Genomic DNA, 19,955 nt, shown 5'->3' on the forward strand with positions numbered 1-19,955 from the left:
TTCCGGACGGAAAGCCGTTTCCACACTTTCCTGCAAATGCTCTAACGCGCGTCGCGTCTGGTGAGATTCGTGCGACGCGCTTCAAGTCCTGTTTTTATGCGTGTCGTTGTCCCAAAACCGCTACGCGCTTTTGGGCGAAATGCATTAAACAGTTCCAATCAGCATGAAGCGCGTATAATTTTTTGTCGGCAGTTCGCCGGAGAACCGCACCTCCCGTAGCGCCGCCATTTCCTCGAAGGCTGCAAGCGAAGCCACGCAGTTGATGTGCGTCGGCTCGCTGAAATAATCGTTCGATTGCAGCAGTACATTCGTGCCCGGCGGAAGCAGAGCAAGCCAGGCGCGCAGATCGGCTATGTGTTCGCAGCTCGTATTGACCATCAGATCGGGCCGCCCGGCCGCATAGTCGAGTGCGTACATATCTGCCGTCAGCGCCCGGAACCGGTCGCCGGCTTCCCGGTTGAGGGTCCGGGCGACCGGCGCGACTTCGGGATCGATGTCGATGCTATCGACCGCCGCGATGTCGAAGCGGGCGTCGTTGAAAAGCATTGCCGGCAATACGCCGTACCATCCACCCAGAACCCATATGCGCCCGAAGCGGCCGCCGCCGCTTTCGAACAGCCTGTCGAGCGCCCACATCTTGCAGGCGACCTGCTTGTGGTTGAAGGCGTTGGCGATATCGGCCTTCGGATGCTTGGCGACGACGCGCGCCAGCCCTGCCACGAGAGGGCAGTTGACATAAGCAGCAATTCCCCGCGTGAGGTCCAAGGCTTGCTCGTACCAGTCCATGGCATTGCGTGGTTGCGTGACATCCATCATAATTCGTCTTGTATGTTGGGATTTTGGGCGACACAACGCAATCTTGCCTCCCGCAAGACTGTTTGATTCCGCGGACGTGATCATGCTGCAAGCCGCTTGGCTATTGCCCGGTGCCGGAGAGAGCCTGTTGCATCTGTCCGGATCATCGGCGTCCATCCGCCAGCACCAGCCGCGCAGCTGCGGCCTCGTGCTGCTCGGCTGTTCGCCAAAGCCCTACGAAAGCCGCGGACCGTTTGGCCAGCTGCTTTCTTCGCCGATCAACAATGCCCATGTCGTTGCCATCGACCATGCGCCGGAACTGGATCGCGCCGCCTCGCAGGTTCCTTGCATCGTTGAGCGCAGGACAATGTCCGTGCACAGCAGCTTCGAGCTTGTCGTTGGCGATGAAGAAATTGCCGATACGCCATTCGCCAGCAGGTGCTTTTACATCCTGCATCCTTCCAACTGAAGGGTCCACAGTCGCATATGGAAGCCAGCCTAGCCCGCTATATCTGGACGCACACCAAGAAGCAGCAGCTCTGGATATTGATGATCGTCGTGCTTTCGATGATCCCGTATTTCATGTCCTTCGACCTGCCGAAGCTGATCGTCAACGGACCGATCCAAGGTCGCGGCTTCGAGCAACCGGGCGCGACCCAGCCATTCATGAGGCTACACTATAACCTGCCGTTCATTGGAGAGGTCCAGTTCTTCTCCGGTTTTCAGCTCGACCGCAAGGAGACCCTGTTTGCCCTGAGCCTTGTGTTCCTCTTGCTAGTCGTCATCAACGGCCTGTTCAAATTCTACATCAACACCTACAAGGGCCGCCTCGGCGAACGCATGCTGCGGCGTATCCGCTTCGATCTGGTCGACCGTGTGCTGCGTTTTCCGCCGGTTTACTTCAAGCGGGTGAAATCCGCCGAAGTGGCGACCATGGTGAAGGACGAGGTGGAGCCGCTGGGCGGCTTCATCGGCGACGCCTTCCTGCAGCCGGTACTGCTCGGCGGCCAAGCGCTGACGGCCATGCTGTTCATCATGATCCAGAACGTCTGGCTCGGAATGATAGCGGTCGTGATCGTGGCGATCCAGATCGTGCTCATCCCGCGAATGCGGCGGCGGCTGATCGTGCTCGGGCGCCAACGGCAGTTGACGGCGCGCGCGCTTTCGGGCCGGGTTGGCGAAATCGTCGACGGCATCGGCGCGGTTCACGTCCACGATACATCAAACTACGAGCGCGCCGACATAGCTGCCCGGCTCGGGCTCATCTTCAAGATCCGCTTCGATCTTTACCAATGGAAATTCATGGTGAAGTTCCTCAACAATTTTCTCGCGCAGCTCACGCCCTTTCTGTTCTACATGATCGGCGGGTATCTGGTCCTCCAGGGGCGGCTGGACGTCGGCCAGCTCGTGGCCGTGATCGGCGCCTACAAGGACCTGCCCGGACCGATGAAGGAACTGATCGACTGGGATCAGGATCGGCAGGATGTCCAGGTCAAATATCAACAGGTCGTTGAACAGTTCACCGTCGAAGGTCTCATCGCGCCGAAAATCGGGGCATTGACGATCGACGATCCCGATCCGATGACCAAGCCGCTGTCGGCGATCAATCTGTCCATAGCAGACGATGGCGGTGCAATGCTCCTCAACCGTATCTCCCTCCAGGTCAAGCCGGGTGAGACGGTGGCACTGGTCAGTACCGCAACAGGTGGAGCGGAGGCGCTTGCAGAAGCCTTCGCGCGGCTGAACTGGCCGGACAGCGGAAGGGTCGCTTCGGGCACCGACGACCTGCTTGAACTCCCCGAAGCAGTAACCGGCCGGCGCATGTCCTATGCCTCGTCGGATGTTTTCCTGTTCCAGGCAAGCCTCCGCGACAACCTGCTCTACGGGTTGAAGCATGCGCCGCTGACATCGGTGCCTTATGACGGTGCTGCGGCAGATCAGCACCGCTGGAACATTCACGAGGCGCGCCGGTCGGGCAATCCGGATCTTGATATCCACAGCGACTGGATCAACTATGCTTCCGCTGGCGCTACCGGCCCGCACGACCTCTTTGAAGCCGTGCGCCGGGTGCTCGACGCGGTTGTTCTGTCGCGTGACATTCTGGATCTCGGCTTGCGCTCTTCGGCCGACCTCACGCGTCACACGGAGCTTGCCAGGCGGATCGTCGAACTGCGTGCGGCGCTGCGGACCCGGCTGGAACAAGAGGGGCTGAGCGGACTGGTGGTTCCTTTCGAACCGGGCGCCTACAACAAGGAAGCAACGATCGGCCAAAACCTGCTCTTCGGCGCTGCCGCCGGCCCCGAACTGGCCGACAGGGCCCTGGCGGCCAATCCCTATTTTGCTTCCGTGCTGAGGCAAGCCGGCCTCGACCGCACGCTCTACGAAATGGGCTTGGAGATCGCCAAACAGGCGATCGAGCTGTTTGCCGACCTGCCGCCCGATCACCAGTTCTTCCAGCAGCTCGCCTTCATGAGCGCGGAGGAGATACCCGCCTACGAAACCTTGCTGCAACGGCTCAAGAACCGTCCCTACGAGGCGGTTTCGGAGAACGATCGCGCCATGATCGTCACCTTGAGCTTTGCCTACATCGAGCCCCGGCACCGCTTCGGCCTGCTGAGCGACGAGCTGATGAGCAAGATCGTCGCTGCACGCAACCGGTTCTATGAAGACCTGCCGCCCGAGCTGCACAATGCGGTCGAACGGTATGATCCTGCCAAATACATTGCCGCGGCCACCGTCATGGATAATGTCCTGTTCGGGCGTGTGGGCAACAATCATCCCGACGCGCCCGACCGCATACGCTCCATCGTCTATGACATTCTTGACGAACTGGGGCTTTATGGCGAACTTCTGGATGTCGGCCTGGACTTCAACGTCGGCTCCGGCGGCAGGCGGCTGACCGGTGGACAGCGACAGAAGCTCGATGTTGCCCGGGCCTTGCTCAAGCGTCCCGATTTTCTCATTCTCAACCGGCCGCTGTCGGCGCTCGACCAGCGCATGCAAGATAAGGTGCTGCGAAATGTGCTCGAGGAAGCCAGGCGCGACGGCCATTCGCCGGCAATTGTGTGGGTCGTGACGAATCCGGCCATGGCGATGATGTTCGATCGCGTTATCGTCTTCGACTCGGGTCAATTGGCGGAAGACGGAACACACGAGACACTTTTGGCAGGGAACGGTATCTTCAAGGAACTGTTGTCATAGAGCAACGGACATTCAGATGGGATCATTCTGCCGGTGCACGACATCGGGCTCGCCACCTTTCGCGTGGTTTGTCTCGCCATCCCGGAAAGAGAATTGATTCCATCTGGGCGTCCGTTGCTCTAGTCTGGCAAACGCGAATTTTGGAAGGTTTGCGACAATGCTGCTCAAGGATGAAGTTGGAATGCTGCAACGCGTTCCCTTGTTCTCTGCCATCGAGCCGACAAAGCTCAAGCTGCTTGCGTTCACATCCGATCGTGTGAGCTACAGCGCCGGCCAGATCCTTTTCCGGCAGGGCGATGAGGGAGACGCCGCCTATGTCATCCTTTCAGGCAGGGCGGATATTCTGGTCGATTCCGACAGCGGACCGATAAAGGTTGCCGAACTAATGCCAAATTCGATCGTTGGCGAGATCGCCATATTGTGCAACAGCTCCCGCACTGCCACCGTCAGAGCGGCAAGTCCGCTGGAAGCCCTGAGAATCAGCAAGGATCATTTCCTAAGGCTTATGAGGGAGTTCCCGGAAATGACCATCGAGATATTGCGGGTTCTTGCCGATCGCCTAAGCCATACGACCGCGGATCTGATCGACGCACGAAGCGCCAAATAACGAATGACGTGCGCTCGATCCTCGCCGTAGTGACGGCACTGTCCTCTCGCTGAGAAGGTCACCCGGAGAAAGCCTGTCTCGCCTAGCAGCAGTTGTTTGGATATGATGGGCGAAGGGGTAGCATGGACGACGACGTTTTCCTGGTCAGGTTTTGGGGTGTCCGCGGCAGCATTTCGGTATCAGGCCCAGAATTCTCTCGCTATGGCGGCAACTCAATCTGCATTGAGATGCGATGCGGTAAGCATACGCTTCTGTTCGACGCAGGCTCTGGCCTACGGCCTGCCGGCGGCGCGCTTCAGGCGTTGGGCTTGACCGATTTCGACCTGCTTTTCACCCATTGCCATTACGATCACATCATCGGGCTGCCGTCTTTTGCGCCGATCTATGACCGGGGCGCCAAGGTTACGCTTTGGTCCGGGCATCTTGCAGGACACATGACGACCCGGCAGATGGTTGATGAGTTCATGCGGCCGCCGTGGTTTCCGGTGAAACTGGAGGTCTGCAAGGCAAGCCTCGACTATCGCGACTTCGTATCGGGAGACGTGCTTCGCCCGCGCGAAGGGGTGGTGGTCCGAACCGGCAGTCTTATGCATCCGGGCGGCTGCATAGGCTACCGGGTCGAATGGGGCGGCCGCGTCGTGGCGGTGATCACAGACACTGAGCACGAGCCGGACAAACTCGATCAGGCGGTGCTCGGCCTGATCGAAGATGCCGACCTCGTCATTTACGATTGCACCTACACCGAGGAGGAAATGGAACGCCGCCGCGGTTACGGGCACTCGACATGGCAACAGGGCGTCAAGCTCTGTGAGGCGGCCGGTGCGCGGAGGCTTGCGCTATTTCACCACGATCCGACACGCACCGACAAGGAACTGGACAAGATCCAGAAACTGGCCAAGGACAGGTTCACCGGCGCTTTTGCCGCGCGGGATGGCCAGACGCTCAAACTTCCAGTCTCACTGCGCAAAAAGCGCTGAGCTATTTTCCTCTACCGGCACTGCGCCCGATCAATGTCCTGATCGGAAGCCATGCGCAGGCTTCAGTCTGTGCGGTGACGGTGAACAGCCGTTCGAGGAAAAGCCAGGCCGATTCATCATGTACGAGATGGTGGGTGAGCAGTCCGACCGATTCGCCGCCGTCGATTGCATGCCGCAGTTGCGCGATGATAGCCTCAACCAATAGGCCGTGATCGCGGCAGCCGCGCGTGCTATGCCAATCCATGATGTCGACATTGCTGTTGATGACCGCCAGTGGAGCCCGCCTCGGCGGCCCATAGACCGACAATGCCGCAAATCCTATCGATCCAAGTTCGGATACCAAGCCGGCGTCGATCCTGTTCCAGGGTGGCACCAGCATTGGAACGGCACGTGCGCCGTGCAGGCCGGTTACGTGCGACAGCCCGCGAGCCAGATCATCGAGCACCGCCTCGCGTGGCCGATGCGCGCCGAGCTCCTGCTTTTTCTGGCCCTCGGGCGCATGATTTCGGTGCGCCCAGCCATGGATGGCGACCGTGGCATGCGGCGCCTCGTCAAGCCGGACGACAAGCTTCTCATCAGTCAGGGCCGGAATGACGGCCAGAGTCACCGGAACCGCGAATTTACCGGTGAGGTCGAGCAGCCGATCAAGCGCAGGCGTCGGATCCACGGCGTCATCGTCGCGCAGCCAGAACTCTGCCTTACGGTCCGCCCGTTGCCGGCTCGCCAGTTCCTCCACCAAGTGTTGCCAGATCTGATCGGATGTCATGAAACCGGGATCTTCGCAAGAAGTTCGGCCAGACGCGCCGCCGCAGCACCGAGAGAACGTTCTTCGAGGATGAAACGTCTGGCTTCCGCGGCCATGATGGTTCTTTCGTCGTTACGGGCCAGAAGCCTTTCAATGGCAGAAGCGAATGCCGCCACATCGCCCGGCGGGGTGAGAAACCCGGCCTGGCCATCCCGGACGACCTCCGGCACGCCGGCGATGTCCTGAGCCACGACCGGAAGGCCGGCGGCCTGTGCTTCAAGATAGGCAACGCCATAGGCCTCGCCGAAACCCGGCCAGACGTAAATTCCCCCACTGTAGAGGACATCCGGCACGGCGGCTGGCTCAATCGCGCCAAGCCATTCGATACGCTCGGCGGGCAAGCCGGCGAATTGCGCTTTGATCTCCTCGCGGGCAGGTCCGTCCCCGACGACCGACATGGTCCAGGGCAGGTGACCGATCGAACCGAGCGCCTGCGCCAGCATGCGATAGCTTTCGACTTTGTCGCCCGGGCGCATCATGGCGACGGTAACGAGGCGCGTCGGACAACCCCGTGCCGGCGTTTCCCGGAATAGCGATGTGTCGATGAAGGGCGAAAGCATGCCGAAAGCGGCGTCGGGTACCGCATCTGCCAGTCCCTGACGATCCCTTTGCGTGAAGCAGATGTTCAGCGCCGCCTGTTCGACGGCTCGCGCCACCAACGCTTGCGTATCGGCCCACAAACCGGTGTTGCGCCGCCTCGAATAGGAGGCTTCCGCTGTCACATAGGGGACACCAAAGGCCAACGCCAGTTCGGGCCCGATCAGGTCGGGCGCCTTGTAATAGGGATGATAGGTGAACCACAGATCGGGCTTGCCGTCACGATCCCAAAGCCTTGCCAGCCGCGCGGCTTCCTCCCGGGCCTCGATCTTGAGCGCATCGAAACTTTTCGAATCCGGTTCGCGTAGATAGAAGCGCAATTCGGATGCCAGTTCGACGCTATGCCCTCCATGCTCCAGCGCCTTGACCAGCATCCGTGCCATCTGGCGGTCGCCGGAGGCAACGGGATGATTGGGCGACTTCAGCGGCGCATAGAAGGCAATTCGCATCGCCGGACCCTATCATCGGAAAGCCTGCGCAAGTCAATTTCGAAGCATGATCGACTTCACCCTCAAGCACTGGAATGTGCTATCTGATGCTCATGGAAACAGCTGCCGCGTCCGATCCGTTTGTTGCTTCTCTGCCGGTCTTCGCCAGGTTCGAAAGCGTTGCCGATATCGATAACTATCGGCCTCTCCCCGATAGCTGGGCGCTGGCCACCGCCGACATCGTCGGCTCGACCAAGGCGATCGAGGCGGGGCGCTACAAAACCGTCAATATGGCCGGCGCCAGCGTCATTTCGGCGCTGCTCAATGCGCTGGGTAGGCAAGATCTTCCCTTTGTCTTCGGCGGCGACGGCGCGCTCGTGGCGTTTCCCGGCTCGGCGCTGGAGATCACCCGCAACGCGCTGGCGGCTGTCCAGAGATGGGTGGCGGACGAACTGGATCTGACCTTGCGTGCCGCAATCGTGCCGATAAAGGATATAAGAGCGCAAGGCCTCGACGTTCGCGTGGCGAGGTTCCAAGCCTCCGATGCGGTCTTCTATGCCATGTTCGCCGGCGGTGGCGGCAGTTGGGCGGAAGCCGAGATGAAAGCGGGGCGCTACCGCATCGATCCTGCGCCGGCCGGCGCGCGGCCGGATCTGACCGGCCTCTCGTGCCGCTGGAACCCGATCGAAGCCCGGCATGGCGAAATCGTCTCGATCATAGCCATACCGGGGGCGTCGCGCGACCTGCGCGGTTTTCAATCTCTGGTTTCCGACATCATCGCCCTTGCCGGCAGGCAGGAACGTGATGGCCACCCGGTGCCGGTGAACGGGCCGGACTACAGTTTGCTGCCCGCCGGCCTCGATATCGAGGCGCGCGCCACGGCGCCGGCAGGATGGCGGTGGCTGTCGAAGCTGTGGATAGTGTTCCTGATGACGCTTACGGCCGTCACCGACAGATATGGCTGGACGATCGGCAGATTCGATCCGAAGATATACAAACGCGAAGTGGCCAGCAATTCGGATTTCCGGAAGTTCGACGATGGCTTGAAGATGACCATCGACGTTGACACGGATGTGTTGCAACGGATCGAGAACCGGCTGAAACAGGCGGAAGAGGCGGGCATCTGCAGCTATGGCCTGCACCGCCAGAAATCGGCCTTGATGACATGCCTCGTCGCATCGCCGCTGCAGCGCGATCACGTTCATTTCATCGATGGCGCCGCCGGCGGCTATGCGATGGCTGCCGCAAGCCTGAAGGCGAAGGTGCCGGTCTGACGGCTTGCGGACATCGATTTTCCGCAATATGCCTCGGGGCTCTTGGGGCCGGTGGGCCTCACCATGGAAGCGGACGGCCTGTCCGAATTGACGGGAAGCAGATTGTTGGACGCCTCACGATCGACATATGACCGTCTTCTGAACCGGATTTCGACGCGTGCCGCGCAAGTCGGCGTGATCGGACTGGGCTATGTCGGGCTGCCGCTGGCGGTTGCGATCGCACGCGCCGGCTTCCCGGTTTCCGGCTTCGACATCGAAGCCCAGAAGGTCGAGAGCCTGAACAACGGCCAATCCTACATCGAGGCGGTGACGTCGACAGCCCTTGCCGGCCAGGTGGCGAGCGGACGGTTCCGCGCCACTGCGGATTTTGCCGAACTGGCCGTCTGCGATGTCATCATCATCTGCGTTCCGACACCGCTGACGAAACACCGCGAGCCGGATCTCTCCTTTGTCAGGAACACGGCAGGCACCATCGCGAAGCATTTACGTCTCGGCCAGCTGATCGTGCTGGAATCGACTACCTATCCTGGCACCACCGACGACGTGATCAAGCCCATACTGGAAAAAACCGGCTTGCAGTCGAAGATAGACTTCTTCCTCGGCTTCTCGCCCGAACGCGAGGATCCCGGCAACCGCAGCTTTGAAGTCGCGACGATCCCCAAGGTCGTGGCAGGTGACGGCATTGAAGCGGCGACGCTCGTGCAGGCTTTCTACCAGGGTGTGGTCAAGACCGTCGTTCCGGTTTCCACCACGGCGACCGCCGAGGCGGTCAAGCTGACGGAAAACATCTTCCGCTCGGTCAACATAGCCCTGGTCAACGAGTTGAAGGTCTTGCTCGGTGCGATGGGAATCGACATCTGGGAGGTGATCGAGGCGGCAAAGACCAAGCCCTTCGGCTACATGCCTTTCTATCCTGGCCCTGGACTTGGCGGGCACTGCGTTCCGATCGATCCCTTCTACCTGACGTGGAAGGCGCGCGAATACGAACTGCCGACCCGCTTCATCGAGCTGGCGGCAGAGATCAACACGGCGATGCCGCGTCATGTAGTCGATGAACTGGCGAAGGCGCTGGACCGGCGCTGCGGCAAGGCGCTCAGCCGCTCGCGCATTCTCATCATCGGGCTCGCCTATAAGAAGAATGTGCCCGACATCCGCGAAAGCCCCTCATTGCGGCTCATTGAACTCATCGAGGAATGGGGCGGCAAGGCGGAATTCCACGATCCGCATGTTACCGAAATCCCGGCCACACGGGAGCATATGGCGATCAAGGGGCGTCGCTCGGTCGAATTGACCGAGGTGGCCTTGAAGGATTTCGACGCTGTCGTCGTTGCAACCGACCACGACGCGATCGACTATCAGGCGATCGCGGATTACGCTCGACTGATCGTCGATACACGCAATGTTTTTGGCCGCCTCGGGCTAGCCCGAGAGACCGTGGTGAAGGCCTGACGGCGTCCGAGCCGGCGAATTTGTGGCGGATCAAGGAGATTTCGAGATAGCATGAACACAGCGCAAGCAGAAATTTCTGCCATTCTCATGGATAAGGTTGCCGATTGGCTGACCCAATCGGCGTTGGCGGGCGACGACCTGAAAACATTGGTAAGGGGCTTTTGTGAACGGCTGGCTGCTGCCGGCCTGCCGTTGAAGCGGGTGCATTTGAGCTTTTCGATGCTTCATCCGCTTTATGACGCGCTTGGCTTCACCTGGCTCCGCGGCCAGGGCCTGGAAGTGGAAGGCTTCCGCAATGAGGACGGCGTTCATTCTGACAGATTCCTGACCAGCCCATACTACCATCTGCTCAGCCACAAGCTCGACCATCTGCGGCGCCGGCTCGACCCGTCGGTGCCGTCGGAATTTCCTGTTTTCGATGACCTCAAGCTTATGGGCGTCACCGACTACATGGCTTTCGTCCATCCCTTCAGCGGCAACACCAGTCAGGGCATGATCGGGTCTTGGTCCACCGACAGTGCTGCAGGCTTCAGCGACAGCATGATTTCGGCGCTGCTGCGCATCCAGAACCATCTCGCTATCGCAACCAAGATGGCGGTGCTCACCAAGCTTGCCGACAACATGATGACCACTTATCTCGGCGGCGACGCCGGCAGGCGGGTGCTGGACGGCCAGATCAAGCGCGGCGAGGGCGACACAATCCGGGCTGCACTGGTCATGGCCGATATGCGCGGGTCGACAAGGCTTGCCGAAACCTCCGGCCGCGAAATCTATATCGATACGCTGAACCAGTTTTTCGATGCCATTGCTGCACCTTTCAATCGCAGAGGCGGGCAGATCATGAGTTTCCTGGGGGATGGCTTCATTGCCGTCTACCCTTGCGAAAGGCACCGTGCGCAGTCCGAGATCGCCTGCCGGGCTGCCCTTGCGGCAGCGCACAAGGCCACCGCGCGCATGATGGATCTCAATCTGCGCAGAAAGGAGCAGCGGTTGGGCGACATTAAATTCGGTATCGGCCTGCATGTCGGCAATGTGATGTTCGGCAATGTCGGGCTTACCGACCGGCTCACATTCTCTGCCTTCGGCTCGGCTGTAAACGAGGTCCAGCGCCTTCAGACCCTGACCAAGAAATATTCGCACAGCGTTCTCGCCAGCGAAGATTTCGCCGGCTATTGCAGCGCCAATAGCTGGCTGACGCTCGGCAAGGAGGAACTGGCGGGCATCAAGAAGAAGCTGACGGTGCTTTCACCCGATTTGTCGGGTGCTCTCGCACTCGATGAAGACGGTGCGCTGGAGCCGATTTACGACCGAATATCGGACGCCGAGCAGGTCATGCTGCTTCATCGCGATGCCGCGCGGCTGTCGGCGGGCGACCCGAGGAAGCTCCAGTAACCGCCACGATCTGATCCGAACGCGTTTGGTATGCAGTCCGGTCGCCGGTTCCGCCAGGGAACTGGCAACTGTTCGAATCCAAGTTGCTCTAGGCTGGCAATGCGGTAGTCTCGCCTTCTGGACCTGCCAGAGTGGGGGCTGGTGTGAGAATGAATTTGGGCGTTGATCTACTGCGGATCGAGGATGTTGGCATCTCTTTTGCCATTATAGGGGGACCGTTGCATGCCGTCAGGCGTGCAAATCTTCGCGTCCTGCCCGGCAAGGTTACCGCGCTTGTGGGCGAGTCCGGTTCCGGAAAATCGGTTCTCAGCCAGGCAGTGATGGGCATTTTGCCGAACACAGCCCATGTTCGCGGCCGTATCCTGTTTTCCGATCCTGAAAAGCCCGGCACGACGCAGGATATCCTGCAGATGCCGCGTGACGGACCCGAAATCCGGGCGTTGAGAGGCAGCCGCATCGGCAAAATATTTCAGGAGCCGATGACATCACTGTCGCCGCTGCATACGATCGGCAATCAGGTGAGCGAATCCCTGCAGATTCATACGCCCATGGCTCGGGTGAAGCGCAAGGCGCGGACCGAGGAAATGCTCGGCCTTGTCGGCTTTCCCAACCCCAAGCGCGCCTATGACATGTATCCCTTTGAACTTTCGGGAGGATTGCGTCAACGCGCAATGATCGCCATGGCGCTTATCTGCCGGCCCGCCCTGTTGATCGCCGACGAGCCGACGACGGCGTTGGACGTCACCATCCAGGCGCAAATCCTGCAATTGCTGCGCGAGCTTCAGACGAAGCTGAACATGGCGATGCTGCTGATCACGCACGACCTTGGCGTAGTCGCCAATGTAGCCGACGAGGTGGTGGTCATGTACCATGGCGAGATCATGGAAGCGGGACCCGTGGAGGCGATATTCCGCCGGCCAGGCCACCCTTACCTGAAGGGCCTGATGGCAGCCGTTCCGCATTTCGACCTAAAGCCTGGCGAAAGGCTACAGGCGCTCCGCGAGGTGCCGGTGAATGTCGAGAACCTGCTCGGCAAGCAGACGGCGCCGGCATCGAAGGGGCCGGACGACCTCCTGCTGTCGGTCAAGGATCTGACAAAGACCTTCACGATCCGCAAGTCCGGATGGTTCGGCGGAGATCATCAAACCTCTGTTCGCGCCGTGGACGGCGTGAGCTTTGATATCAGGCGGGGTGAGTGCCTGGGTCTTGTCGGCGAAAGCGGCTCCGGCAAAACCACCGTCAGCAAGATCCTCATGCGGGCTGTCACCCCTAGCGGCGGCTCTGTGATCTTTAACGGCCGCGATGGTCCGATCGACGTCTTGGAAGCCGAGGGAGACGCGCTGCGCCTGTTGCGCGCGAAAATCCAGATGGTCTTTCAGGATCCGGTTTCGTCGCTTTCACCTCGCATGACGGTGGAGAACATTTTGAGCGAGCCGCTGGAAATCCATCGACGTGGCAATGCCGCGTCCCGACTCGCCACAGTCAAGAGCCTGATGCAGGCAATCGGGCTCGATCCGCGCTTCATAAAGCGTTATCCCCACAGTTTCTCCGGCGGGCAGCGTCAGCGTATAGGCATCGCGCGCGCGTTGGCGCTGGGGCCTGAACTCCTGATCTGCGACGAGCCGGTTTCGGCACTCGACGTCTCTGTCCAGGCGCAGATCCTGAACCTTCTGAAGGACCTGCAGAAGGAACTGGGCCTGACCTACCTGTTCATATCCCACAACCTGGCGGTGGTGGACTACATGGCAGACCGCATCGCGGTGATGTGCGGCGGGCGTATCGTCGAGCTCGCGCCGCGCGAAATTCTGCTTAGGAAACCTATCCACCCCTACACGCGCTCACTGGTCGCCGCAGTACCTTTCCCCGATCTCGACAGGCCGATGGATTTCAAGACGCTGAAACTCAGCGGCGCTTCCGACACCAGCGCATGGGGGCCGCAATTCCGCGACGAGGGCGACGAGGATATGCTGTCGCCGCTCGATCTTGGCGGCGGCCACCTCGTGCTGGCCCGACGTTCGGCCGATGTCAGCGAGCTACGCCATTGATCAGCCGGCGCACCGTCCTTGGACTCATGGCTTCGGCATTTCTGCCGGGCACGTTGCAGGCCGGCGATTTGGAGCCGGAATTTCTTGAGCCGCAGCTGAAGGCCAGAGCGCTGCCGGCACTCGCCGAACGCCTGCCCAAGCGCCCGCGCGCGTTGAATCTCGCTGCGATGGGCCGGCAGCCCGGCCAATATGGCGGCACGCTGCGCACGATCATCGGCAGCCAGAAAGATATCCGGATGATGACGATCTACGGGTACGCTCGCCTGGTCGGCTATGACGAAAACCTTAACCTGCAAGCCGACATTCTCGAAAGTTTCGATGTAGCGGATGATCGTGTATTCACTTTCAAGATACGAGAAGGACATAAATGGTCTGACGGTAGCCTGCTGACGTCGGAGGATTTTCGCTATTGCTGGGAAGATGTCTGGCTGAACGATGAGCTTTCGCAAGGCGGGCTCGCCCCGGCCCTGCTGGCGGACGGCAAGCCGCCACGCTTCGAGATCGTCGATCCGTTGACGGTCCGCTATAGTTGGGATGCGCCCAATCCCGACTTCCTGCCCAAGCTCGCCGCTGCTTCGCCCCTATCGCTTGTTCTGCCAGCCGCCTATCTCAAGCAGTTCCACAAGAAATACCAGGATCCATTCCGGCTCGCCGGCCTAATGAAGGAGAACCGGGCCCAGAAATGGACGCTCTTGCATATCCGCATGTCGCGGCAGTATCGCCCGGAGAACCCGGAACTGCCGACGCTCGATCCCTGGCAGAACCGGACCAAGCCGCCGGCTGAGCAGTTCGTCTTCGAGCGGAACCCGTTCTTTCATCGAATAGACGAGAATGGCCGGCAACTGCCCTATGTTGACCGGATTGTCATGAATGTCAGCTCGTCGGCGATCATTTCCGCCAAGACCGGTGCGGGCGAGAGCGACCTGCAAGCCATGGGAATTGACTTCAGCGATTACTCCTTCCTGAAGGATACGGAGAAGCGCTACCCGGTGAAGATGCATCTCTGGAAACGCACACAGGGTTCGCGGCTGGCGCTGCTGCCCAATCTGAATTGTGCCGACCAGGTGTGGCGTGGCCTTTTTCGTGACGTGCGGGTGCGCCGCGCACTTTCGCTCGCTGTGGACAGGCGCGAGATCAATTTGGCTGTGTTCTACGGATTAGCGCAGGAAAGTGCCGATACGGTCCTGCCTGAGAGCCCGCTCTACCGGCCGGAATTCGCGAAAGCCTGGGTCGCCCATGATCCCGACCAGGCCAATGCCCTGCTCGACGAGGTCGGGCTTCAGGCGCGTGACGATGACGGCCTGCGGATACTTCCCGACGGACGCTCGGCGCAGCTGGTAGTGGAAACGGCCGGCGAAAGCACGTTGGAAACCGACGCGCTCGAGCTCATCACCGATCACTGGCGCAAGATCGGCATCGCCCTGTTCATCCGGACTTCGCAGCGCGACATCTTCCGCAGCCGCGCGCTTGGTGGCCAGATCATGATGTCGATGTGGTCGGGCATCGACAATGGTGTGCCGACCGCCGACATGAACCCGTACCAACTGGCCCCCACCGTCGACGACCAGCTGCAATGGCCGCTCTGGGGTGCTCACTACTTGTCCCGTGGCAAGGTCGGTGAAGCGCCCGATCTTCCGCCTGTGGTCGAGTTGATGGCTTTGCTCAAGCGCTGGAACGCATCGACCGAAGCCACGGAGCGCGCCGAAATCTGGAATTCAATGCTGTCGATCTATACCGATCAGGTGTTTTCGATCGGCACGGTGAACGGAACGCATCAGCCGATTCTGGCATCCTCGCGGCTGCGCAATCTGCCTGACAAGGCGCTCTACGGCTACGACCCGACCGCCTATTTCGGTGTCTACATGCCGGATACATTCTGGCTTGGAGAGTCCTGAGCGTGCTTCGATATTTTGTCTGGCGCATCGCCGTGATGGTTCCAACGCTGCTGGTCATATCGGCACTGGTGTTCACGATCATCGAACTTCCACCAGGCGACTATTTCGACAGCTATGTTGCCGAGCTTCGGGCTCAGGGCGAAGCGGTGGATTCCGATCGCATCGAGATGATGCGCAAGGAATATGGTTTCGACCAGCCACCGGTCATTCGCTACTTCTACTGGGTCGGCGGGATGCTGCACGGCGATTTCGGCTATTCCTTCGAATATGAGCTGCCGGTTCGCGACGTCGTCGGAGACCGAATGTGGCTGACCGTGCTGGTTTCCTTCGTCACGATCATCTTTACCTGGCTCATCGCCTTTCCGATCGGCATGTACTCCGCCACGCATCAATACAGCTGGGGCGACTACGGCCTGACTTTCTTCGGCCTTCTCGGCCTTGCCATTCCGAACTTCATGCTGGCGCTGATCCTGATGTATTTCGCCAACATCTGGTTCGGCACGTCCATCGGCCATCTCATGGACCAGCAATATCTCGGCGAGCCGATGAGCTGGGCCAAGGCGAAGTCGATCCTCGCCCATCTCTGGATCCCGGTCTTGATCATCGGCACCGGGGGCACGGCAAGCATGATCCGGCGGCTGCGCGCCAATCTGCTCGATGAGCTACATAAGCAATATGTCGTGACCGCGCGCGCCAAAGGCCTTCATCCCTTCAGGGCGCTGGTCAAATATCCGCTGCGTATGGCGCTCAATTTCTTCATTTCAGACATCGGCTCTATCCTGCCGGCCATAATCTCCGGCGCCGAAATCACGGCGATCGTGCTGTCTTTGGAAACGACCGGGCCGATGCTGATCAAGGCGCTGCAAAGCCAGGACATGTATCTGGCAGGGTCGTTCCTGATGTTCCTCGCCTTCCTGACGGTCATCGGCGTCCTGATTTCCGACCTGGCGCTGGCGCTACTTGATCCGCGAATTCGTTTGCAAGGCGGCAGCACCAAATGAACACGCAATCGCCGCTGCCCGCTCCGGGTGCCCCACTGCAACATTACGTTTCCATCGAGCCCTTTGACCTGCAGTCGGTCGAGGCGATGACGCCGGAGCAGTCGAAGGTTTTTCAAGCGTCGCAGTTGCGGCTGATGTGGTGGAAATTCCGTCGGCACCGGCTTGCCGTTGTATCCGGCATATTCCTGGCAGCGCTTTATTTCGGGATACTGATCTGCGAGTTCCTGGCGCCCTACGATCTGCACACGCGCAACATGGACTACATCTATTCGCCGCCGCAGCGGGTGCACCTGTTCCACAACGGCCAGTTCGTCGGGCCGTTCGTCTATGGCCGCCAGATGAGGCTGGATATGGACACGCTCAAGCGGAACTACATCGAGAGACAGGATGATGTTCAGCGGATCCGTTTCTTCTGCAAGGGCGACAGTTACCGGTTCTGGGGCCTGATCGAAGGTGACAGGCATTTTGTCTGCCCCGCCGAAAACGGCCAGCTCTTTCTAGCCGGCACTGACAGGCTGGGGCGCGATGTGCTCTCGCGCATCATCTATGGCGCACGCATTTCACTGACAATCGGCCTCGTCGGCATCAGTTTCAGCTTCCTGCTCGGCATTGTCATCGGCGGACTGGCCGGCTATCACGGCGGTATCTTCGACCTGATCGTTCAACGGATAATCGAAGTTCTGCAATCGATCCCCAGCATTCCGCTATGGCTGGCTCTGGCGGCGATCATGCCGATAACCTGGAGTCCGATCCTGATCTATTTCGGCATCACCGTCATCCTCGGGCTGCTCGACTGGACCGGACTGGCGCGGGCCGTGCGTTCAAAGCTTCTAGCCTTGCGCGAGGAGGATTACGTTCTGGCCGCGCAGTTGATGGGCGCCAGAAGCAGCCGCATCATCGGGCGGCATCTCATTCCCGGCTTCATGTCGCATCTGATCGCGACGGCGACGATCTCCATACCCGGCATGATCCTGGGCGAGACGGCGCTGAGCTTCCTCGGGCTCGGCCTGAGGGCGCCGATAACCAGCTGGGGCATCCTGCTCACCGAGGCGCGCAGCGTCAGCGTGATCGCGTTCTATCCATGGCTGCTTTTGCCGATGCTCCCCGTCGTTCTCGTCATCTTGGCGTTCAACTTCCTCGGCGACGGGTTGCGGGACGCCGCGGACCCGTACAAGTGACATCGCTATTCCGCCGCGCGCAGCGCCGCCGACTCTACCCGGTATGATCCTTGTCGGCAGCCTGTTTGCTTGTTGCAGTGTTCATCGTTCGCCTCTACACGCGGCAGACTCGTCGCGAAACGCTCTGGTCGGGGCAGTTGAGTCCGTGGACTGGTTCAGGACATACAATCGCACATGAGTCGCCTCGACAGTTTCATCCGGAGGATGACCGCACAGCGCGACATACTCGATCATGTCTGCGCCGAGGTGGCGAAGATGGAGGGGCCCGTGCTCGAGCTCGGCCTCGGCAATGGCCGGACGTTCCACCATCTGCGCGAGCGCCTGCCCGGACGCCGGATCGTAGCGTTCGACCGCGCACTTGCCGCACACGCCAGCTCAATTCCTGAAGCTGAAAACCTCGTGCTCGGCGAAATACGCGAGACGGCGAGCAGGTTCATTGGCATCGAGGCCGCTCTTGTTCATGCCGACATCGGCACCGGCTATGAAGATCGCGATGCGGTGACGTCTACCTGGCTTCCCGATCTGACCGCGCGCCTGCTTCGCGTCGGCGGCATCGCTGTCAGCGGCACGCCGCTCGATCACCCGCAGTTGCAACGCCTCCCGCCGCCGCCTTCGGTGCCCGCCGATCGTTATTTTATCTATAGGCGCGTGTGAGGGGCGCGGGACGCGCCCAAGTCTCCAGGGTCCAAGTCTTCAAGGGATCGTATATACTGCTATCTCCCGGTCAATGCCGCGCAGCGAGACCTCGTGGGGCACGGGCGTCAGAGCGTTCCTGTGCAAGAGATCGGCGGTGAGATTGTCGTCGACCACCGCCCGAGTGGCGAAGATCGCCTGTGCGTTGGCAAGGTTCTGGACCCGCGAAGCAATGTTGACCGTCTGGCCGAAATAGTCCTGTCGCTCGTTCATAGACACGGCGATGCAGGGGCCGGCATGGACTCCGATCTTGAGCAGCAGATCCTCGCGCCCGCTCTTGTCGTTGAGCGCACGCATGGCATCGCGCATCCTGAGGGCCGCAGCCATCGCACGATCAGGCGTCGCGAAGGTCGCCATCACCGCATCACCGATCGTCTTCACCACCGCGCCTGCCTCCGCCGCGACGATCTCGTGCAGAACTTGGAAATGCTCGCGCACGAGATCGAAGGCTGAAAGGTCGCCCACCCGCTCGTAAAGCGCGGTCGATCCGCGCAGGTCGGTGAACAGGAAGGTCAGGCTGGTGATCTTCAGGCGCTGGTTGATGTCGAGCGTATCCGTGCGATAGAGATCGCGGAACGTCTGGTTGGTGAGCAGGCGCTTGGCGGTCAGGAAGGGCCGGCGTTTGCCCAGCAAATCATGCAATGCCTGGCCGGCGATGAAGACCGTCGGCAGCACGCGGGTGTCGGTCCTGTTTTCCAGCGAAATGCGCATCGGGCCGGGTTGCATCTCCAGCGTCTGGCTCTGGACATGGTCGCGGTCGAAGACCAAAGAGAGGCTTCGGCGCTCCTTTGTTGGTTCGCCCTTCCCGTCGATGAACTGCGCTGAATGGGTGACCGGCTCGAAGACGATGATGAATTCGGACGGAAGCTGTATGGGCAGAACCGCCCTTTCACCGGGCGCAAGCTCGATATCCTCCAGCGAGAACGCTTCCATCTTTTTCGCGAAATCGTCTTCCGGCAGATCGACGCCGGACGCCCAGTAGATCTGGCGGAAATATTCAACCAACGGCAGTTCGTGTGGATTGTGGGCGGCAATCCTGCGCACGCGGGGACTGACGGTGAATGTCACCTCGACCATCTCGTCGAGGGTCGGCGAATAGCCCTCGGAGCACAGTGCGCAGGTGTATTCATCCTTCTGCAGGGTTTTCAGCGTGGCGTTGGTGTCGAGCACGCCGCCACAGCCGGGGCACAGAACATTCCAAGAAATGTCGAAGATGCCCACCCGCGCCGCGTGGAGAAAGGCGCTTATGGCGCGTTCCTCGTCGAGGCCATGCTTGCTGGCGAAGGCTGGCGCATTGATGCGGCAAAGTTCGCGGTCCTTGCCCTCCGCGATGGTTCGCTTGATCGCGTCGATTGCCTGTGGATCGACATCGGTCGATTGCCGCAGAAGCGAGAACAGATCCTGAGCTTCGTTCATCGTGCAGGCTCCGGAAAATGCATCCCCGAGGCGTGTTGACCGGACCGGTCTTTGGTCCGAGTGCTCCATCTTACTTCGAAACGGACCGTACGGCCATTCGAATAGATGGGCCTGGTGACAGTTCAATTTCCATTCGGCGGATTTTCACAGGCCGCAAGCGGCACTATGATGGTCCATGGGGCATTCATCTTTGGGACTTTCT

The 19,955-nt window shown here is 60.3% G+C and carries 16 protein-coding genes; 12 read left to right on the top strand and 4 right to left on the bottom strand.

What is annotated here, in order from left to right:
• Window positions 1-144 precede the first annotated feature (144 nt).
• A complete protein-coding gene (locus NKJ94_RS28525; RefSeq protein WP_352529932.1) occupies window positions 145-813 on the bottom strand; it encodes a class I SAM-dependent methyltransferase in 669 nt (222 codons plus the stop codon).
• A gap of 130 nt (window positions 814-943) precedes the next feature.
• On the opposite strand from NKJ94_RS28525, the gene NKJ94_RS28530 reads away from it, so the two are divergent.
• The 4 genes from NKJ94_RS28530 to NKJ94_RS28545 all read left to right on the top strand — a co-directional run bounded on the left by NKJ94_RS28530 (window position 944) and on the right by NKJ94_RS28545 (window position 5,580).
• The gene (locus NKJ94_RS28530; protein ID WP_352529896.1) at window positions 944-1,264 is read left to right on the top strand and encodes a hypothetical protein; all 321 of its coding nucleotides are present in this window, start codon (window positions 944-946) and stop codon (window positions 1,262-1,264) included.
• A gap of 17 nt (window positions 1,265-1,281) precedes the next feature.
• Complete coding sequence (locus NKJ94_RS28535) at window positions 1,282-3,996, top strand: ABC transporter transmembrane domain-containing protein (protein ID WP_352529898.1); 2,715 nt, start codon at window positions 1,282-1,284, stop codon at window positions 3,994-3,996.
• A gap of 157 nt (window positions 3,997-4,153) precedes the next feature.
• The gene (locus tag NKJ94_RS28540; RefSeq protein WP_352529900.1) at window positions 4,154-4,603 is read left to right on the top strand and encodes a cyclic nucleotide-binding domain-containing protein; all 450 of its coding nucleotides are present in this window, start codon (window positions 4,154-4,156) and stop codon (window positions 4,601-4,603) included.
• A gap of 122 nt (window positions 4,604-4,725) precedes the next feature.
• Window positions 4,726-5,580, top strand: coding sequence for an MBL fold metallo-hydrolase (locus NKJ94_RS28545; RefSeq protein WP_352529902.1), 855 nt, complete (start codon window positions 4,726-4,728; stop codon window positions 5,578-5,580).
• A 1-nt stretch (window position 5,581) separates the two neighbouring features.
• On the opposite strand, the gene NKJ94_RS28550 is transcribed toward NKJ94_RS28545, so the two are convergent.
• The gene (locus NKJ94_RS28550) at window positions 5,582-6,346 is read right to left on the bottom strand and encodes a polysaccharide deacetylase family protein (protein ID WP_352529904.1); all 765 of its coding nucleotides are present in this window, start codon (window positions 6,344-6,346) and stop codon (window positions 5,582-5,584) included.
• Entirely contained in the window at window positions 6,343-7,431 is a 1,089-nt protein-coding gene (locus NKJ94_RS28555) for a glycosyltransferase family 4 protein (protein ID WP_352529906.1), read from the bottom strand. The genes NKJ94_RS28550 and NKJ94_RS28555 overlap by 4 nt, the downstream gene beginning before the upstream one ends.
• Before the next feature lie 74 nt (window positions 7,432-7,505).
• On the opposite strand from NKJ94_RS28555, the gene NKJ94_RS28560 reads away from it, so the two are divergent.
• From NKJ94_RS28560 to NKJ94_RS28595, 8 genes are all read left to right on the top strand, one after another.
• Window positions 7,506-8,684: a DUF3095 domain-containing protein gene (locus NKJ94_RS28560; RefSeq protein WP_352529908.1), complete on the top strand. Its 1,179-nt coding sequence runs from the start codon at window positions 7,506-7,508 to the stop codon at window positions 8,682-8,684.
• Between the two features lie 105 nt (window positions 8,685-8,789).
• Window positions 8,790-10,133: a nucleotide sugar dehydrogenase gene (locus NKJ94_RS28565; RefSeq protein ID WP_352529910.1), complete on the top strand. Its 1,344-nt coding sequence runs from the start codon at window positions 8,790-8,792 to the stop codon at window positions 10,131-10,133.
• A gap of 51 nt (window positions 10,134-10,184) precedes the next feature.
• Complete coding sequence (locus NKJ94_RS28570; RefSeq protein WP_352529912.1) at window positions 10,185-11,525, top strand: adenylate/guanylate cyclase domain-containing protein; 1,341 nt, start codon at window positions 10,185-10,187, stop codon at window positions 11,523-11,525.
• 149 nt (window positions 11,526-11,674) lie between these two features.
• Entirely contained in the window at window positions 11,675-13,570 is a 1,896-nt protein-coding gene (locus NKJ94_RS28575) for an ABC transporter ATP-binding protein (RefSeq protein ID WP_352529914.1), read from the top strand.
• Complete coding sequence (locus NKJ94_RS28580; RefSeq protein WP_352529916.1) at window positions 13,567-15,465, top strand: ABC transporter substrate-binding protein; 1,899 nt, start codon at window positions 13,567-13,569, stop codon at window positions 15,463-15,465. Before NKJ94_RS28575 ends, NKJ94_RS28580 begins: the two co-directional genes overlap by 4 nt.
• A gap of 2 nt (window positions 15,466-15,467) precedes the next feature.
• Window positions 15,468-16,466: an ABC transporter permease gene (locus tag NKJ94_RS28585; RefSeq protein WP_352468851.1), complete on the top strand. Its 999-nt coding sequence runs from the start codon at window positions 15,468-15,470 to the stop codon at window positions 16,464-16,466.
• The gene (locus NKJ94_RS28590) at window positions 16,463-17,644 is read left to right on the top strand and encodes an ABC transporter permease (protein ID WP_352529918.1); all 1,182 of its coding nucleotides are present in this window, start codon (window positions 16,463-16,465) and stop codon (window positions 17,642-17,644) included. Before NKJ94_RS28585 ends, NKJ94_RS28590 begins: the two co-directional genes overlap by 4 nt.
• A gap of 174 nt (window positions 17,645-17,818) precedes the next feature.
• Window positions 17,819-18,298, top strand: a complete 480-nt coding sequence (locus tag NKJ94_RS28595; protein WP_352529920.1) for a class I SAM-dependent methyltransferase — start codon at window positions 17,819-17,821, stop codon at window positions 18,296-18,298.
• 39 nt (window positions 18,299-18,337) lie between these two features.
• Here NKJ94_RS28595 and NKJ94_RS28600 read toward each other — a convergent pair whose 3' ends face one another.
• Complete coding sequence (locus NKJ94_RS28600) at window positions 18,338-19,753, bottom strand: adenylate/guanylate cyclase domain-containing protein (protein WP_352529922.1); 1,416 nt, start codon at window positions 19,751-19,753, stop codon at window positions 18,338-18,340.
• Window positions 19,754-19,955 lie beyond the last annotated feature (202 nt).

The sequence above is a fragment of the Mesorhizobium sp. M0060 genome (assembly GCF_040323155.1).
Taxonomy (GTDB): Bacteria; Pseudomonadota; Alphaproteobacteria; order Rhizobiales; family Rhizobiaceae; genus Mesorhizobium.

What these genes read in the sequence shown, in the direction of transcription:
- NKJ94_RS28525 (WP_352529932.1), bottom strand. Translation starts at nt 813, where the DNA reads ATGGATGTCACGCAACCACGCAATGCCATGGACTGGTACGAGCAAGCC.
- NKJ94_RS28600 (WP_352529922.1), bottom strand. Translation starts at nt 19,753, where the DNA reads ATGAACGAAGCTCAGGATCTGTTCTCGCTTCTGCGGCAATCGACCGAT.
- NKJ94_RS28555 (WP_352529906.1), bottom strand. Translation starts at nt 7,431, where the DNA reads ATGCGAATTGCCTTCTATGCGCCGCTGAAGTCGCCCAATCATCCCGTT.
- NKJ94_RS28575 (WP_352529914.1), top strand. Translation starts at nt 11,675, where the DNA reads ATGAATTTGGGCGTTGATCTACTGCGGATCGAGGATGTTGGCATCTCT.
- NKJ94_RS28535 (WP_352529898.1), top strand. Translation starts at nt 1,282, where the DNA reads ATGGAAGCCAGCCTAGCCCGCTATATCTGGACGCACACCAAGAAGCAG.
- NKJ94_RS28570 (WP_352529912.1), top strand. Translation starts at nt 10,185, where the DNA reads ATGAACACAGCGCAAGCAGAAATTTCTGCCATTCTCATGGATAAGGTT.
- NKJ94_RS28590 (WP_352529918.1), top strand. Translation starts at nt 16,463, where the DNA reads ATGAACACGCAATCGCCGCTGCCCGCTCCGGGTGCCCCACTGCAACAT.
- NKJ94_RS28550 (WP_352529904.1), bottom strand. Translation starts at nt 6,346, where the DNA reads ATGACATCCGATCAGATCTGGCAACACTTGGTGGAGGAACTGGCGAGC.
- NKJ94_RS28595 (WP_352529920.1), top strand. Translation starts at nt 17,819, where the DNA reads ATGAGTCGCCTCGACAGTTTCATCCGGAGGATGACCGCACAGCGCGAC.
- NKJ94_RS28560 (WP_352529908.1), top strand. Translation starts at nt 7,506, where the DNA reads ATGTGCTATCTGATGCTCATGGAAACAGCTGCCGCGTCCGATCCGTTT.
- NKJ94_RS28540 (WP_352529900.1), top strand. Translation starts at nt 4,154, where the DNA reads ATGCTGCTCAAGGATGAAGTTGGAATGCTGCAACGCGTTCCCTTGTTC.
- NKJ94_RS28545 (WP_352529902.1), top strand. Translation starts at nt 4,726, where the DNA reads ATGGACGACGACGTTTTCCTGGTCAGGTTTTGGGGTGTCCGCGGCAGC.